This is a genomic window from Alkalicella caledoniensis, assembly GCF_014467015.1.
Lineage (GTDB): Bacteria > Bacillota > Proteinivoracia > Proteinivoracales > Proteinivoracaceae > Alkalicella > Alkalicella caledoniensis.
This window is the reverse complement of the sequence record NZ_CP058559.1, coordinates 1,666,129-1,681,615: the sequence shown is the minus strand read 5'-3', so window position 1 is coordinate 1,681,615 and position 15,487 is coordinate 1,666,129. Positions and strand designations below refer to the sequence as shown.

The window sequence follows — 15,487 nt, the reverse complement described above, 5'->3', positions numbered from 1 at the left end:
ATGGTTTTACGCAAATTTGGACGCCCGACTAACCAAAGAAGAGCGCTATTAAGAAGCTTAGCAACCTCTTTACTGAAAGAAGGCAGAATAGAAACAACTGAAGCAAAAGCTAAATCAATTCGTCCAGTAGTAGAGAAGATGATTACTCTTGGTAAAAGAGGAGATCTTCATGCTAGAAGACAAGCATTAGCTTATATTTTAGAAGAGTCAGTTGTAACTAAACTTTTCGAAGAAGTTGCACCTAAATACGCTGATAGAAATGGTGGTTACACCAGAATAATGAAAACTGGCCCTCGTAGAGGAGACGGAGCTCCACAAGCTATTATCGAGCTAGTTTAGTAAGTATGACAGGACATGGGGCAGTTAACGGTTATAATCGCATGACGGTTATAACCGATAACTGTTTATGCCTGTCTTTTTTAAAATGAACCATTCCCTATGAGAGGGAGGTAATTACGTGAAAAAACTAATAGAAGTGAAAGACTTATACCACTACTATAACCAAGGAAAAGAAAATCAGCTTACCGCTCTAAAAGGGATAAACCTTTCTATTGAAAAGGGTGAATTCGTAGTTATAATCGGCCACAACGGTTCTGGTAAGTCAACCTTAGCAAAACACTTTAACGGGTTACTTGAGCCAGCATCAGGAGAGATTATAGTAGATGGTCATGATCTTAAAAATGAAGATGACTACTATAGAGCAAGGCAAACCGTAGGTCTGGTCTTTCAAAACCCTGACAATCAAATTATCGCCACAATTGTAGAAGAAGATGTTGCCTTTGGTCCGGAAAACCTTGGACTTAGTCAACAGACAATTATAGATCGTGTTGACGAATCACTCAAATTGGTTGCCATGGAAAAATACAGGAAACACCCACCTCACTTACTATCTGGCGGTCAAAAGCAAAGGATAGCCATAGCGGGTATATTAGCCATGCTACCAAAATGTATCTGTTTAGATGAGCCTACAGCCATGCTTGACCCACAGGGCCGTAAAGAAGTGATGGAAACAATCCATGGGTTAAACAAAGAACAAGGTATAACAGTAGTACACATAACCCATCATATGGAAGAAGCTGCCCTAGCTGACCGTGTATTAGTAATGGAAGCAGGTAGTATTGTGATGGAGGGCACACCTAAAGAGATATTCAAAGAAGTTGATACACTAAGAAGCTTAGGACTTGATGTACCTGTAGTTACAGAACTAATCTATGACCTAAATAAAGAAGGATATAATATCCCCACTGAAATTGTATCCATGGATGAGTTGGTGAAATATTTATGCCAGTGAAAATAGAAAAACTATATCATGTATACTCCCCAGACACTCCCTTTGAAGTTAAAGCCTTAGAGGATATTAACTTAACCATTAACGAAGGTGAGTTTATAGGTGTCATTGGTCATACAGGTTCGGGTAAATCAACCCTTATACAGCATCTAAACGGCTTACTTAAATCAACTTCAGGTAAAATTTCTGTAGATGGGCTTACAATTGGTGAAAAGAATGTAAAGCTTAGGGACATACGACGTAAAGTGGGCCTAGTCTTTCAGTATCCCGAGCATCAGCTATTTGAAGAGACAGTGGAGCTAGATGTGGCATTTGGCCCTAAAAATATAGGCTATAGCCCAATTGAGACCTTAGATAAAGTGAAAAAATCCCTAGATTGGGTTAACCTTAGCTATGAAGATTTAAAGGAACGTTCTCCCTTTGAATTAAGTGGAGGTCAGATGCGTAGAGTTGCCATAGCAGGGGTCCTTGCAATGGAACCAAAGTATCTTATTTTAGATGAGCCAACTGCAGGACTAGACCCAAGGTCTCGGGATGATATCTTAAGTAAGCTTAGAACCCTTCACAAAGAATTGGATATAACAATAATTTTGGTATCCCACTCCATGGAAGAAATTGCAGAATTAGTGGATAGAATAATAGTAATGGATAACGGTAAAGTTTTTGTAGATGGCAAACCTGAGGAAGTATTCTCTAAGCGAGATGAACTAGTGAAAATAGGTTTAGGGGTCCCACAAGTAACAGAGCTGATGATTAAACTCAAGGCAAAAGATATGGATGTAAACAGCAATGTTTATAAAATATCAGATGGCAAAAAAGAGCTTAAAAAAATCCTAAGGGGGCAAAAAAATGTCTCTACTTAAAGGAATAACAATCGGTCAATACCTACCTGGGGACTCATATATCCATAACCTAGATCCACGTATAAAAATCTTGGTAACCATACTACTAATTGTAACTCTGTTCTTCGTTCAGACCTTCTACGGTTATATTTTAATGCTGATTTTACTATTTGTTACTGTGAAAATATCTGGCATACCAATTAAGACCATAATAAGAGGTTTAAAGCCCCTTTGGTTTCTCATCGCATTTACCCTGTTTTTACATGTGTTCTTTACAAAGGGCAATGGGGTACTAATAACACTAGGACCAATAACCATCGAACGTTTTGGAGTTAGGCAAGGTGTATTTATGGCCTCAAGACTTGCCTTACTAGTTATGAATACATCTTTGCTAACTTTAACCACATCACCCATAGCTCTTACTGATGCCATAGAAGCACTTCTCTCTCCATTTAAAAGAATAGGGGTACCTGCCCACGAGCTGGCAATGATGATGACCATAGCTCTAAGGTTTATTCCAACCCTTTTGGAAGAAACCGATAAAATCATGAAAGCTCAGATGGCAAGGGGAGCAGACTTTGAATCAGGCAACTTGTTCCAGAGGGCAAAATCTTTAATTCCTCTTTTAGTCCCCCTTTTCGTCAGTGCCTTTAGGCGTGCAGATGAGTTGGCTATGGCCATGGAATCAAGATGCTATAGGGGTGGAGAAGGACGTACTAGGATGAAAATATTGAAAGCCACCATAAAAGATTACTACTCACTTGCAGGAGTAACACTGCTACTTATAGCTGTAATATTCACTGGTATCTAGACTATGTTTAACACAAAATTAGTACTAGCATACCAAGGAACTAACTACTGTGGCTTTCAGATTCAGACAAAAAGCCAAGACCCTACAGTTCAGTATCACTTAGACAAGGTCCTATCCAGCCTATTCAATGAAGAGATCAAAACAATACTATGTAGTAGAACAGACTCAGGAGTTCATGCTAATGGTCAAGTTGTGAACTTCATTCACAGTAGTAACAAATTTACTGAACAGAGGCGTCTTGTACTTGCTTTAAATGCTCACCTACCCTATGATATACGGGTACTAGAAAGTGAAAGTATGTATCTGGACTTCCATGCCAGATACCACGCTAAGGGGAAGTTATATAGTTATTTAATAGATAACGCAATCGCAAATCGACCATTAACTAATAGCTTTTCATACCATGTTCATAAGAAGTTAGACTTTGAGAAGATGGTAATAGCTAGCAAATACTTAATTGGAACTCATGATTTTTCAAGTTTTAAGGGGTCGCAGGGAGCAACAAAAACCACTGTAAGAACCATAACAAGGTTTGACCTTACTTTAGATGATCAATATATAAAAATTCAGGTTGAGGGTAATGGATTTCTGTATAATATGGTTAGAATAATAGTAGGAACCTTAATCCATGTGGGAATGGGAAAAATATCCCCTGAAGCCATAAAAGATATAATAGAGGCAAAAGATAGGATGAAGGCAGGACCCACTGCCCCAGCTAAGGGCTTAATCTTAGAAAAAATCTATTATTAATGGAGAAGTTAAGGGTTTTTACTTGACATTAGGGGACAAGTATAATAAAATTATTTAGAGTGTGAGAAAGCCGAAGAGCCCCGGATTCTCAAAACTACAAACTAAAGGAAAATACAAGGAGGGACATTCCATGCGGACAACTTTCCTAGCAAAAGCTAACGAAATTGAAAGAAAGTGGTACGTTGTCGACGCTGAAGGTAAAACCCTAGGTAGATTGGCAAGTGAAGTTGCATCAATCCTAAGGGGTAAACATAAAGCAATCTATACACCAAACGTTGATACTGGTGATCATGTAATTATCATCAATGCAGAAAAAGCAGTTTTAACTGGTAACAAACTAACTCAAAAAATACACTACAGACACTCTTTATATCCAGGTGGTCTTAAAGAAACAACTTATGATGTTATGATGAGAGATAAGCCTGAAAGAGCTCTTTATATCGCAGTAAAAGGTATGCTACCACATAACAAATTAGGTAGAGCTATGCTTAAGAAACTTCGTGTTTACAAAGGATCTGACCACGGTCACGAAGCTCAAATGCCTGAAATGTGGCAACCAAGAGGCTACTAAGAAAGGGGGACGTAAAAATGGCTCAAACAGCTAACATAGGAACTGGTCGTCGTAAGAAATCAGTAGCTAGGGTTCGTCTAATCCCTGGTGAAGGTAATATTATTATTAACAAAAGAGATATCGATAACTACTTCGGTGGTTTAGAAACTCTAAAACTTATAGTAAAGCAACCACTTGAACTTACTAAAACCCTAGGTCAATTCGACGTTTTAGTAAACGTATTTGGTGGTGGTGTATCAGGTCAAGCTGGTGCTATCCGTCACGGTATTTCAAGAGCACTTCTTAAAGCAGATATCGGTACAAGACCTGCACTTAAGAAAGCTGGTTTCCTAACAAGGGATCCAAGAATGACCGAAAGAAAGAAATACGGATTGAAAAAAGCACGTCGTGCTCCTCAGTTCTCAAAAAGATAATATTTACGACAAAAAACTCCTGCCTCCACTGGCAGGAGTTTTTTGTTGTATAAAATTTAACCTTACAGTCATATATAAATTACATAGGAAGCTAATGTACTATAACACGGTAGGTAAGAGATGAAATGTAATAAAAATGTAATAAAGGCCTTGTGAAATTATAAATAACTGTTATACTTAATGTAAGTAAGGTGTGGAGTATAACTATAAGGGGTAAATGAAAATGAAGAAGCTAGTTTTAATTGTTTTAACAGTGTTTATTCTTAACATATCTCTGACAAGTCTCGGATATGCTAAAGTAAGTCAATCTATAGAATATCTTGAATATAACGGGGAACACTATGAGGTAATAATCAATGGGGAGATTGGTAATTTTAGCTCAATTGAAGTTACAAATCTAAACAATGGCGAAAAAGAAATTTTCAATTTTAATTATGACAGTGAAATTCTAAATATGGATAGTTACATGAATAATTACAAAATGGAGAATGATTTACTTACACCAAACAATATTCCAGATCCTGGAGGCTCTGGAGGAACCGAGGTAGCCAGAAGGGGGATGCCTGGTCTTAGGTATGTTCAATATACTCATAGTGCTTACATTGAAGCGACCAATGGTAATACAAATCAAAGACGTGCAGGAACTATAAGCTTTCACACAGGACAAAATAATACACTATTTTTTAATCAGTCTGGTTTTAAACACCATGTTGACGAATATCAAAAGGCACTTAACTATCTACCGCCTTCACTATTGCTATCCGTTTCTTTTTTAGTTCTAACATTTGCTACAGGGGGAAGCATTCCTGCATTGATTGTAGCTATAATGGCAGTAGTTAATTTTATGGGATTAACTTTTTCTTACGCTACTGCTGAGAAAGTGGTATATCATAAGCAGCAAGCTTACGGAATTTCTAGTGGTATGACACCTAATAGCAGCTGGAGCTATACCATTTTAGGAGCCAATTAAGCAAACTAAACAAATCTTTGCACCTTACCTAAAATTTATTAACATAAGACCAAAGTTTATGTAGATTAGGAGGTTAAGATGGAGAGTAAGAAAAAGTTCTTGATAGTTCACGTAAGTATTTGGATAACATATTTACTGGTAGCAATTATTACAGGAGCATTTTTATTAGAAACCAGCAGATTTTTATTTTTCTATCTTTTTTTCTATCTTTTCATTTTATTCCGTATTTTCCACATCAGGGCATTTCGGAACAAAGTAATTAACTTACGAGGAAATTATGAAGTATGGAACTGGAGTAAAATAAAAAATGAATTAGGGGGGCATATTTACACCATTGCTTTTTTTATGGTTGGTGTTATATTTAGCACATTTATTTTAGTGAGTCTCTTAGTTCAGAAACCCTATGTTTTAAGTGCGGTATACTTGGCATATTATATAATTGTGTACTTTATGTCAAAAAGAATGATACAAAAGGATTATCTAGAAATATTTGGAATAGCAATTGTAGGTGGACTGCTCCTCAGTACCCGTTCTTTCAGTATTGGTGAATTTAAGTCCATAGTATCGTATTTGCTAGTGATGCATTGTTCAGTTCTAGGGTTGCTGATTAGCTATCAAAACCATAAAGAGCTATTAGAAATCTATAACAATCCACCTAAAATATTAAACAATAATCGTCATGAGGCTCTGGATAAACTAGTGAAAAACTAAAATTAACTCCCTACGGGGAGTTTTATTTAGTTGTAGAGAATATATAAATTTCTTATTTTCCTTCGGCTGCCACCCAGACCATACATTAAATCCCAATTTTCTTTTCTTGTTTGGTTATTGGTTCATTTCTTAAAAGTATAATGACTTCAAAAAATACTTTATTTTTCTCCCTTCTTTAGGTATAATATAAAAACGTGACTCAAGAAGGTGATCGGAAGTTAGCTTTAAAACTTTAAAAGGGAGGTAATATATTGTCCAATAAGCATCCTGACTTTAATAGTGAAGCTAAACATTTAGAGTATGTGAAGGGCTATCTTAACAAAACCATTGAAATAACAGACGTATACCTTAACAAGTATAAAGGTAGTATGAGGGAAGCCTTTGCAAACCTAGACTACTTAGATAGCTCTGATAGCTACATAAACATCATACTAAACACAAGGTTTATGGAAATGGCTGAGAAAAACTATACAAGCCTTAACAAAGTTAAAGATAAGCCATACTTTGCTAGAATAGACTTTCAAGGTGAAGGTAGCCTAAAGAAAGAGGAACTTTACATAGGTAAAGCATCCTTAATAAAGGCAGAGGATAACGAACAACTAATCGTTGACTGGAGGGCACCTGTAGCCTCTGTTTACTACGAAGGAAAGCTAGGCAAGACAAGCTATACATCTGTGGAAGGCCAGGAGCAGGGAGAACTATTTCTAAAGCGTCAGTTCATCATAGATGAAGGAAAAATTCAAGACATCATAGACATAGACATAGCAGCAAATGACCCACTACTACAATCGGCCCTCAAGAGTAGTGCAGAAAAAAGGCTAAAAGACATAGCATCTACAATCCAAGCAGAACAAAATAAAGTAATCAGAGCGGACATGCACGTGCCCCTCATAGTACAAGGGGTAGCCGGTAGTGGCAAAACCACCATAGCCTTGCACCGTATAGCATACTTTATATACACATACGAAAAGACCTTTGATCCAGAAAACTTCATGATAATTGCACCAAATAAAATGTTTATTAACTATATATCTGAAGTTCTTCCAGAGTTAGGTGTGGAAAAAGTAAAACAGACCACATATATAGAGTTCATGAATGAGCTACTGGGCCTGGGTAAAAAACAAAAGCTTCGGGATACCACTGAAAAGCTAATAGATCTTATGGATCAACAAAAAGATCAGCAAGCTAAAGACAAAATAATATGGAGTTGTAAATTTAAGGGATCTTTAGAACTAAAAAATATTATTGATGGTTATGTTGCAAAGGTCGAACGCCTATCTATACCTAAAAAGGATTTCAAGCTAGAAGACAAAGTTATAGTGTCCAGAAGAGAAGTTGCTAACTATATCTTAAAGGACTATAAATTCCTGCCCCTATACAAAAGATTTGAACAACTTAAACTTGTACTAAGGGCTAAACTAAAAGTGGTAAAAGAAGATGTGCTAAAACAAACGGAAGATTATTACACATACAAAATCGACTCCATAAGAAGTAAATATCCAGACCCACTGGAGAGGCAAAAGCATATAGTTCCAGTATTTGATGAACGGGATAAAAAGCTAGAACAAATTAAAGCAGATAGTAAAACCCTAGTAAAAAAATACATTGATGAATTTCCCAAGGTTGAACTATACGACTTTTACTGGCATGTCATGACAAATACTAAGATACTAGGTGAATTTAGTGAACAAGAGCTGGATCAACAACGACTAGAAGACTTTTGTAGCCACAATGAGAAATTGCAGTATAGTAAAACCATAGAGCTTGAGGATTACGCACCACTGGTATACCTCAAACATCTTTTATATGGGTTTAAAGATAAAATAACCATTCAAAGTGTTGTTATAGATGAGGCACAAGACTTTAGTTTATTTCAATTCTATGTGATAAAAGAGATTCTAAACACCGAAAAAATAACAATCCTAGGGGATATATCCCAAGGAATACACTCCTACCGTGGCACCGAAAACTGGCAGGATGTCATGGATAAGGTTTTTACAACTAGACAATCAAATTATATAACCCTCAAACAAAGTTATAGGACAACCATAGAGATTATGGAACTAGCAAATGAAGTGATAAAGAACCTGAAAAATGAAGGTACAGTGTTAGCAGAGCCAGTAATAAGACACGGAGATAAACCCTCTTACAAAAGTTACAAAGATGATATAAAGCTATTAGCTGATATTGAAGATAAAATAGGGAACCTAGTAGTGAAATATAAGTCCATAGCTGTGATTTGCAAAAACAGATCTGAAGGGCTAAGGATAAAAAGATATCTCGATAAGGGTAAAAAGGTCCAAGCCAGGCTATTGGACGAAAAACAAGAGAGTTATGAAGCAGGGGCTATAATAGTACCTTCCTACTTAGCTAAAGGATTAGAGTTTGATGCGGTACTTATAGTGAATATGGATGAAGGATATTATAACACAAGCCTAGATATAAAATTACTATATGTAGCCTTAACCCGTGCCTTACATGAGGTACATATATACTCAATGGACGGACAAAACCCTCTGCTAGACAAAGTTGGAATTAATTTTTTTGCTAAATAAACCCATAATAAAACCCCCTTTCTCTACATAAACTACTAAAAGAAAAAAGAAAGGGGATAGCAACTTGAAACTATTTTTTATTGATGCAAAAAAGCTAAGATACAGGTTTTACATAGTTAGTTTTTCCATAGTGCTTATTATATCAACCATATTAGTTACAGCAAATACCATAAAGACAGCTGAACCCGTAACAACAGACCCTACAGTGGATAGGTTTATTATTGCAGTAGACGCTGGGCATGGGGGCTATGACCCTGGAGTTACCCTAGAAGAACTTGACGAAAAAGATGTGAATCTAGCCATAGCACTTAAGCTAAAGGAAGTACTGTTCTTAAATGGATTTGAAGTAGTGCTAACAAGGGATGAAGACGAAGATTTCTTACAGACTTCAGGCCCTAAAAAACAAAAGGATATGGCAGCAAGGAAACAGATTATAGAAGAAAGTGGTGCCCATTATCTAATAAGCATACATGCCAACAGTATACCTGGTCCGAAATGGACAGGGGCCCAGGTATTTTATCAAAGTAACAGGGAACAATCGGAACAATTAGGTACACTAATTCAAAATCAACTTAAAAACGATACTCAGACCACAAGGGAAGCTAAACCCACAGATTTTTATCTCACTAGGGAAATAGAGATAATAGGGGTGGTGGTGGAAGCAGGGTTCCTATCAAATCCAGGTGAAAGGGCAATGCTACAAGATGAAAAATACCAATATACAATTGCCTGGAGTATAGCAAAAGGATTAATTCAGTTTTTAGAACAAAATCCATCAAGACCACCATTGAACTAGAATAAAAAAATAAAGCCCAGTTACTCACGATATCTACAATCATGAGTAACTGGGCTTTTATTGTAAAATATTTTCTAGCCAGCTCGTCACTGGTGTCATAAGTTCTACTAATGCTTCTAAGGGACTTACTGGTAGTATATTATACTTGTCTATAAGGGCAATACCAATAATAAGTGATACAAGAAAGCCGTAAAAATAAACTGAGTTTTTATCATCTTTATCAACAGTGGAAAAATCAATAACTAAGACAACAAAAACCAAAACTATAAGCATAACATCCATTTATTCATCTCCCCCTAAAGTACCAAGGGCGGAATGGACAATCTCTGTTTTAACTGTCACTGTTATGTCCGCTTCTGCAAAGTGTTTATTCCAATCATCTTTCATATTTGCAAATTCCTTTGGGTATTTCCGAGCAAAGTGACCACTAAGATTATAATAATCCACTCCAAAATCCTGTTGAGCAGTTATGATACTTTTATTTAGTTTATCTAATAAAACCTTAGCAAACTGATTGTTAACATCTTCTATGATAACAGGCTCCCTAAGTTCTGTTTGAATAGTCCTCCCAGCTATATTGCCATTAACATCTAAACTAATATCAAAGCCCACTTTGCCGTTTGAGTACTTAGGAACAATATCTGTAGTTGATTGTAAAACTTCGATGGTAATTATATCTTCTTTTTCTGAACGCTCAAAAACTATAACGCCATTTTCAAAATTATTAGTTATAAAATTATAGCTCTGACCGTCCTCATGGTGGAGATAACCAATAAGTCTATCGTGTTCAAAAATAGCAATTTCAGTCAAGTTTAAAAAGTCCATTTCATTTTCAGTAGGTGCCGGAATTATTTCAACTAAACTAGTAACAAAGTTATTCACAGGACTATGGACAGCCTCCAAAGCTTCGTGAAGATCGGCAACATATATTTTAGAATTTGCTCCTTGGTTAAGGGCCATGGAATGCAAAGCCATAGCTGGAATTACTCCTAAGGTATTAGGAGTATCTAAAATCTCTTTGGGTGGGATTTTACTAATAAAGACTTCTTGCTCTAGCCTAACTTCCATATCTTGAAGAAGAAAACCTAAAAAATCCTTTATCCCTTCTTTAGCCAAAGACTCCTCTATAATTATTACGTTCACATGTGAAAGGAATAGCCTCCTACCTGCAACCATTGATAAATTACGTAAAGCATCAAAAATACTGAGCCCATGCCCTTCCATAATGGTATATATATATCTTTGGTCAGGGTTTTCAGCTACTATGGCACTGGGGTTTGCAAACTGGACAGTTATGGTATAAAGCCCTGCATCTGTCCTGCAAACGCCTAGTCCCATGACAAAGCCTAGATCTTCAATCTCCCGTCGACTCCAGCACGAGGCCTGTGTGGTAGCTACTAGAATTATAATTAACAACACACAAATTTTCTTCATGTCTATTCCTCCTCTTTCTTAACAGGGGGCATAGGCTTAAGATTAGAGGCCTTTTTTTTGACATTTTCCTTAACTATCTGTGAAGACCTATTTCTGATTGACCATTGTGGATACCTAAAAACCCAATCTTTCATATCCGTTGGTGTCAAAGGAGCAAAGGGTGTCATGAAAGGAACTCCGAATGATCTGAGGGAAATTAGGGTTAAAAGGATCATCAAAGCACCTGTCATAATACCATAGATACCTAAAATAGCAGCTAATATCATAATGGCAAATCTTGATAATCTAAAGCTTAGCACAAGGTTATTGTAGGGCATGGCAAAGGAGAAAATCGCTGTGGTAGCAACAACTATAACTACAGCAGGAGAGACAAGGCCCGCTTCCACCGCTGCTTGACCAATAATCAAAGCACCCACTATGCTAACAGCCTGCCCAACCTGTGTAGGCAAGCGAGTGCCGGCCTCTCTCAAGGCCTCGAAGGCTATTTCCATGAATAAGGCCTCCACAAAGGCAGGAAATGGGACACCTGCCCTAGTCCCTGCTATTGTAAGTGCAAGGGTAGTTGGAATCATTTCTTGATGATAGGTGACCACAGCAATATAAACTGGGGGCAGAAACAAAACAATGAAAGCGCCAAAATACCCTAGAAATCTATTGAATGTAGCAAAATAATAATTGATATTATAGTCCTCTGTGGATATAAAAAAGTCTGATATAATGGATGGGACTATGTTAACAAAAGGGGTTCCGTCAACAAATAGAGCAATACGTCCTTCAAGTAACATTGCTTGAACGCGATCGGGTCTTTCAGTTGTAAAAGTGGTGTTAAACAAGTTGACAGGGGAATCAGATATATAATCCTCTATAGTTGCTGCTCCAAACAAACCATTTTCATCAATCCTTTTAAGTCTTTTAAACAATTCGTCCACAATGGACATGTCAGCAATATTTTTTAGGTATACAACCTTTATATGTGTATCTGTTTCCCGCCCTAGCTTTATCTCCTTCACTGCTAAGTTAGGTGACTTGATGCGCTTTCTCAAAGCATATATATTTACGGTAATATCCTCCACAAAACCTTGTTGAGGACCTTTTATCACCTTTTCCGATTTGGGATCTGCTGAGTTCTTCGGAGGAGGTTTTGTAATACTGACCTGAACTGCCTTGGGAAAGCCCTCTAATAACAAGATGCCATTTCCACTTACAATGGTGTTTAATGCATCTTTTATGGTAGATTGATAAGAAAAATTAGAATTTATTAAAAAGCTCTCCAGTAAAAGCTGTGGACTACCCTTGGAAATGGTTCTTCCTAGGAGAGGGGCATCCATTAAACCTTGAGTTAAAGGGAGTATCACTGATGATTCTAGGGCTCTCCCATCTACTAAACTATCAATAAATATAATAGCTCCCTTTAGTGGAGGGTCAGTTGCTGTAATTTGAAAGTCCCTATATACAACATCATCACTATCCTTAAGTTTTGACTTTATGATAGTTACATTTCTATCTAAATTATTAGTAAAAACCGTTGTATCTTCTTCCTCAGACATTGTTGAATCTGATGATTTATTTTCTTTATGAGTCTTTAAATACTTAGATAAACTTCTCTTAATTAGGTTTAACATGGTTGGTTTCAATAAAGGCACCTCCCGTTCATCCTATTTTTTGCATTATTTTAGAAAAATATCACAAAATAGGAAAGAAGGTGGGATTTTATGTCTAATAATATACCAAAGAAAATAATATCCTATAGACAAATATTTTTTTTAACAGTAGGGCAGCTAGGGGGAGCAGCCATACTGTATATGCCAGGAACCATTGAAGCAGGGAGAAATGTTTGGATTTCATTCATTATAGCTTCCTTAATTGGCTATATAGTGGTCTATCTACTTTACCTACCCCTATCCCTAAACCCCGGTAAGTCAGTTACAGAAGTTTTAAATGAATACTGGCCAAAACCAATAAGTATTCTTGTTAACCTTTACTATTTATTTTTTTTATATATACTTTGTTTATTAGTACTTTCAGACGTATATTATTTTGGGAAAATAACCATGCCTGAAACCCCCGGATATGTCTTTATGATATTTTTATTAGTCCCTTCCATATATGCAGTTAAACTAGGACTAGAAACCATAGCTCGATTTTCTGAATTTGTAGTACCTATCTTAGCAATTCTGTTTCTAGGATTATATGCATTGGCTTTACAACAAAAGGAGTTTGTTAACTTATTACCCATCATGGCAGATGGAATAAAACCCGTTATTGCAGGAGCCATCCCAAACATGAATTTTCCCTTTGCACAAATTTTACCCATTGCTTTTTTGTATCAATATGTTCCTCAAGACAACCCAAAGGAGACCAGGTATCTAAAAACTACTTTTTTGGCTATTTTTGCTGGGACTTTACTACTAGCCATAAGTAGGGTTGTTACAGTTGGAACATTTAGTGAAGACTTCCTAAAAGTTATGGTTTTCCCTCAGTTTAGTACAATTAGGGTAATTGAATTGGGCGATTTCATAGAAAGACTGGATTTTATTTTTTTAGCAATTTTTTATGCCACAACCTTTTTGAAGTTTGTTATAACATATTATGTCATAAATCAGATATTATCCAATCTGCTTAACATAAAAGAATTAAAGAGTACTTCATTACCCATTGCAGTACTTTTGGCAGTTGCCATGCCCCTATGTATACCTAGATTTGATGTGGTGGTGAACTCAGTGGTACCTTACTTCATTATATCAATACCCCTTCTTTTTATAGTTCCTATACTTCTATTGATAACAGTAAAGATTAAAGATAAAAATAAGAAAAACTAGTTTTAAATCTAAAAAAACATGTTTATTTTTTTGAACACTTTCCATCCAAAAGCGCCTCCGGTGTTGCTTTTTTATATACAAACACCCCTAATTCAGATATAATCTAATTGGGGGTGAGGTATATGAATGAAGTTATCAGAAAAAATTTTATAAACATTTTAAACTCCATAGATGAAGGAATACATATTGTAGACACAAATGGTGAGACAATCTTTTATAATCCAACCATGGCGCAAATGGAAGGAATGGAAGGCTACCAAGTTATGTATAAAGATGTGCTGGCTATGTTTCCATCTTTAACTCCCGAAACAAGTACAATACATAAAGTATTAAAGACGAAAAAGGCAATTTACGATAACGTTCAATCATATACAAACTATAAAGGAAGAAGAATTACAACTATTAACACTACAGTTCCTTTATACAGTGACAACGAATTTGTAGGAGTGTTAGAAATATCAAAAAATGTAACACGACTTCAAGACCTAGCTGAGAAGATAGTGGATTTGCAACAACAACTTTATACCACTAAAACTAGTAAAAAAGAATCTATAAAAACTAAAAATAAGAACTTTACATTTGAAGATATAGTGGGAGAAAGCGAAAGGCTTATAAGGACAATAGAATTTGGCAAAAGGGCGGCCCTTACTGATTCATCGGTCCTCATATATGGGGAAACTGGCACAGGTAAAGAGCTTTTTGCCCAAAGTATTCACTACGGGAGCAAAAGAGCTAAAAAACCTTTCATAGCCCAAAACTGTGCTGCTCTACCTGGGAGTTTACTTGAAGGTATAATTTTTGGAACGGTAAAGGGAAGCTTCACAGGCGCTGTGGATCGTCCAGGGCTTTTGCAGCAAGCAGATGGTGGGACCCTCCTTTTAGATGAGATAAATTCCATGGGATTCGATTTACAGGCTAAACTACTAAGGGTATTACAAGATGGAAAAGTAAGACCCTTAGGTGGACTTAAGGAGATTCCTGTAAATGTCCGCATCATAGCAACAACAAACTCAGAACCCGTGATAAGTGTTAAGGATAATATATTAAGACAGGATTTATACTACCGTCTTGCTGTTGTTAATATAGAGCTTCCGCCACTAAGGGATAGGCGAGGGGACATACCCTTACTAACTAAACACTTTCTCAATAAATATAAACAAGAGTTTAATATTTCCAATATAGGCATTACAAAGGATGTACATGAATTGTTCTTAAGCTATAACTGGCCAGGCAACGTGAGGGAACTCCAACATGTTATAGAAGGAGCCATAAACTTCTTATCTGATGAAAACTATATAGTTATGGAATCATTGCCACGTTATCTGAGAGAAAACTTTCAAAAACAACCTAAAGCCACAACCCTTCCTGAACTAGTGGAGCAATTAGAAGTAAACACTATAAAGGAAAAATACTATGACTTTAATAAAAACATAACCAAGACAGCAGAAGTTTTGGGTATATCCCGTCAAAATTTACAGTACAAACTAAAGAAATACAATATTAATTAAGGATGTACTAAAATTTTGG

16 protein-coding genes are annotated in these 15,487 nt (G+C 36.3%); 13 read left to right on the top strand and 3 right to left on the bottom strand.

The features are described from left to right. The 11 genes from rplQ to HYG86_RS08100 all read left to right on the top strand — a co-directional run bounded on the left by rplQ (window position 1) and on the right by HYG86_RS08100 (window position 9,707). Window positions 1-339, top strand: coding sequence for a 50S ribosomal protein L17 (rplQ, locus tag HYG86_RS08150; RefSeq protein WP_213168724.1), 339 nt, complete (start codon window positions 1-3; stop codon window positions 337-339). Window positions 340-457: 118 nt separating this feature from the next. Next, entirely contained in the window at window positions 458-1,291 is an 834-nt protein-coding gene (locus HYG86_RS08145) for an energy-coupling factor transporter ATPase (protein ID WP_213168723.1), read from the top strand. Next, window positions 1,282-2,151 carry an energy-coupling factor transporter ATPase gene (locus HYG86_RS08140; RefSeq protein WP_213168721.1) on the top strand — a complete coding sequence of 290 codons (870 nt, stop codon included), beginning with the start codon at window positions 1,282-1,284 and terminating at the stop codon, window positions 2,149-2,151. Before HYG86_RS08145 ends, HYG86_RS08140 begins: the two co-directional genes overlap by 10 nt. Then, window positions 2,138-2,941, top strand: a complete 804-nt coding sequence (locus HYG86_RS08135) for an energy-coupling factor transporter transmembrane component T family protein (protein WP_213168719.1) — start codon at window positions 2,138-2,140, stop codon at window positions 2,939-2,941. Before HYG86_RS08140 ends, HYG86_RS08135 begins: the two co-directional genes overlap by 14 nt. A gap of 3 nt (window positions 2,942-2,944) precedes the next feature. Continuing rightward, complete coding sequence (gene truA, locus HYG86_RS08130) at window positions 2,945-3,691, top strand: tRNA pseudouridine(38-40) synthase TruA (protein WP_213168717.1); 747 nt, start codon at window positions 2,945-2,947, stop codon at window positions 3,689-3,691. A 130-nt stretch (window positions 3,692-3,821) separates the two neighbouring features. Continuing rightward, entirely contained in the window at window positions 3,822-4,262 is a 441-nt protein-coding gene (gene rplM / locus HYG86_RS08125; RefSeq protein WP_213168715.1) for a 50S ribosomal protein L13, read from the top strand. A 17-nt stretch (window positions 4,263-4,279) separates the two neighbouring features. Next, window positions 4,280-4,675, top strand: a complete 396-nt coding sequence (rpsI, locus tag HYG86_RS08120) for a 30S ribosomal protein S9 (RefSeq protein WP_213168713.1) — start codon at window positions 4,280-4,282, stop codon at window positions 4,673-4,675. 223 nt (window positions 4,676-4,898) lie between these two features. Continuing rightward, entirely contained in the window at window positions 4,899-5,645 is a 747-nt protein-coding gene (locus HYG86_RS08115) for a hypothetical protein (protein ID WP_213168711.1), read from the top strand. A gap of 450 nt (window positions 5,646-6,095) precedes the next feature. Continuing rightward, on the top strand, window positions 6,096-6,356 hold the full coding sequence (locus HYG86_RS08110) for a hypothetical protein (protein WP_213168709.1): 261 nt from the start codon (window positions 6,096-6,098) through the stop codon (window positions 6,354-6,356). Window positions 6,357-6,607: 251 nt separating this feature from the next. Further along, window positions 6,608-8,911, top strand: a complete 2,304-nt coding sequence (gene helD / locus HYG86_RS08105; protein ID WP_213168707.1) for an RNA polymerase recycling motor HelD — start codon at window positions 6,608-6,610, stop codon at window positions 8,909-8,911. Window positions 8,912-8,975: 64 nt separating this feature from the next. Continuing rightward, window positions 8,976-9,707 carry an N-acetylmuramoyl-L-alanine amidase gene (locus HYG86_RS08100; protein ID WP_213168705.1) on the top strand — a complete coding sequence of 244 codons (732 nt, stop codon included), beginning with the start codon at window positions 8,976-8,978 and terminating at the stop codon, window positions 9,705-9,707. 57 nt (window positions 9,708-9,764) lie between these two features. Here the strand turns inward: HYG86_RS08100 and HYG86_RS08095 are convergent, their stop codons facing one another. From HYG86_RS08095 to HYG86_RS08085, 3 genes are read right to left on the bottom strand one after another with little or no spacing between them, the layout of a single operon-like run. Continuing rightward, on the bottom strand, window positions 9,765-9,989 hold the full coding sequence (locus tag HYG86_RS08095; RefSeq protein ID WP_213168703.1) for a hypothetical protein: 225 nt from the start codon (window positions 9,987-9,989) through the stop codon (window positions 9,765-9,767). Next, window positions 9,990-11,141: a Ger(x)C family spore germination protein gene (locus HYG86_RS08090; protein WP_213168701.1), complete on the bottom strand. Its 1,152-nt coding sequence runs from the start codon at window positions 11,139-11,141 to the stop codon at window positions 9,990-9,992. 2 nt (window positions 11,142-11,143) lie between these two features. Next, window positions 11,144-12,775, bottom strand: coding sequence for a spore germination protein (locus HYG86_RS08085; protein ID WP_213168699.1), 1,632 nt, complete (start codon window positions 12,773-12,775; stop codon window positions 11,144-11,146). A gap of 78 nt (window positions 12,776-12,853) precedes the next feature. Here HYG86_RS08085 and HYG86_RS08080 point away from each other — a divergent pair, with 78 nt between their 5' ends. Together HYG86_RS08080 and HYG86_RS08075 are read left to right on the top strand one after the other, a co-directional pair. Continuing rightward, entirely contained in the window at window positions 12,854-13,960 is a 1,107-nt protein-coding gene (locus HYG86_RS08080; protein ID WP_213168697.1) for a GerAB/ArcD/ProY family transporter, read from the top strand. Window positions 13,961-14,082: 122 nt separating this feature from the next. Continuing rightward, window positions 14,083-15,468 (top strand): sigma-54 interaction domain-containing protein, encoded by a 1,386-nt coding sequence (locus HYG86_RS08075; protein WP_213168695.1) that lies wholly within the window; start codon window positions 14,083-14,085, stop codon window positions 15,466-15,468. Window positions 15,469-15,487 lie beyond the last annotated feature (19 nt).

Coding starts and splice junctions, on each gene's coding strand:
- rplQ (WP_213168724.1), top strand. CDS start 1: ATGGTTTTACGCAAATTTGGACGCCCGACTAACCAAAGAAGAGCGCTA.
- HYG86_RS08140 (WP_213168721.1), top strand. CDS start 1,282: ATGCCAGTGAAAATAGAAAAACTATATCATGTATACTCCCCAGACACT.
- HYG86_RS08135 (WP_213168719.1), top strand. CDS start 2,138: ATGTCTCTACTTAAAGGAATAACAATCGGTCAATACCTACCTGGGGAC.
- truA (WP_213168717.1), top strand. CDS start 2,945: ATGTTTAACACAAAATTAGTACTAGCATACCAAGGAACTAACTACTGT.
- rplM (WP_213168715.1), top strand. CDS start 3,822: ATGCGGACAACTTTCCTAGCAAAAGCTAACGAAATTGAAAGAAAGTGG.
- rpsI (WP_213168713.1), top strand. CDS start 4,280: ATGGCTCAAACAGCTAACATAGGAACTGGTCGTCGTAAGAAATCAGTA.
- HYG86_RS08115 (WP_213168711.1), top strand. CDS start 4,899: ATGAAGAAGCTAGTTTTAATTGTTTTAACAGTGTTTATTCTTAACATA.
- HYG86_RS08110 (WP_213168709.1), top strand. CDS start 6,096: ATGTCAAAAAGAATGATACAAAAGGATTATCTAGAAATATTTGGAATA.
- HYG86_RS08095 (WP_213168703.1), bottom strand. CDS start 9,989: ATGGATGTTATGCTTATAGTTTTGGTTTTTGTTGTCTTAGTTATTGAT.
- HYG86_RS08090 (WP_213168701.1), bottom strand. CDS start 11,141: ATGAAGAAAATTTGTGTGTTGTTAATTATAATTCTAGTAGCTACCACA.
- HYG86_RS08080 (WP_213168697.1), top strand. CDS start 12,854: ATGTCTAATAATATACCAAAGAAAATAATATCCTATAGACAAATATTT.
- HYG86_RS08075 (WP_213168695.1), top strand. CDS start 14,083: ATGAATGAAGTTATCAGAAAAAATTTTATAAACATTTTAAACTCCATA.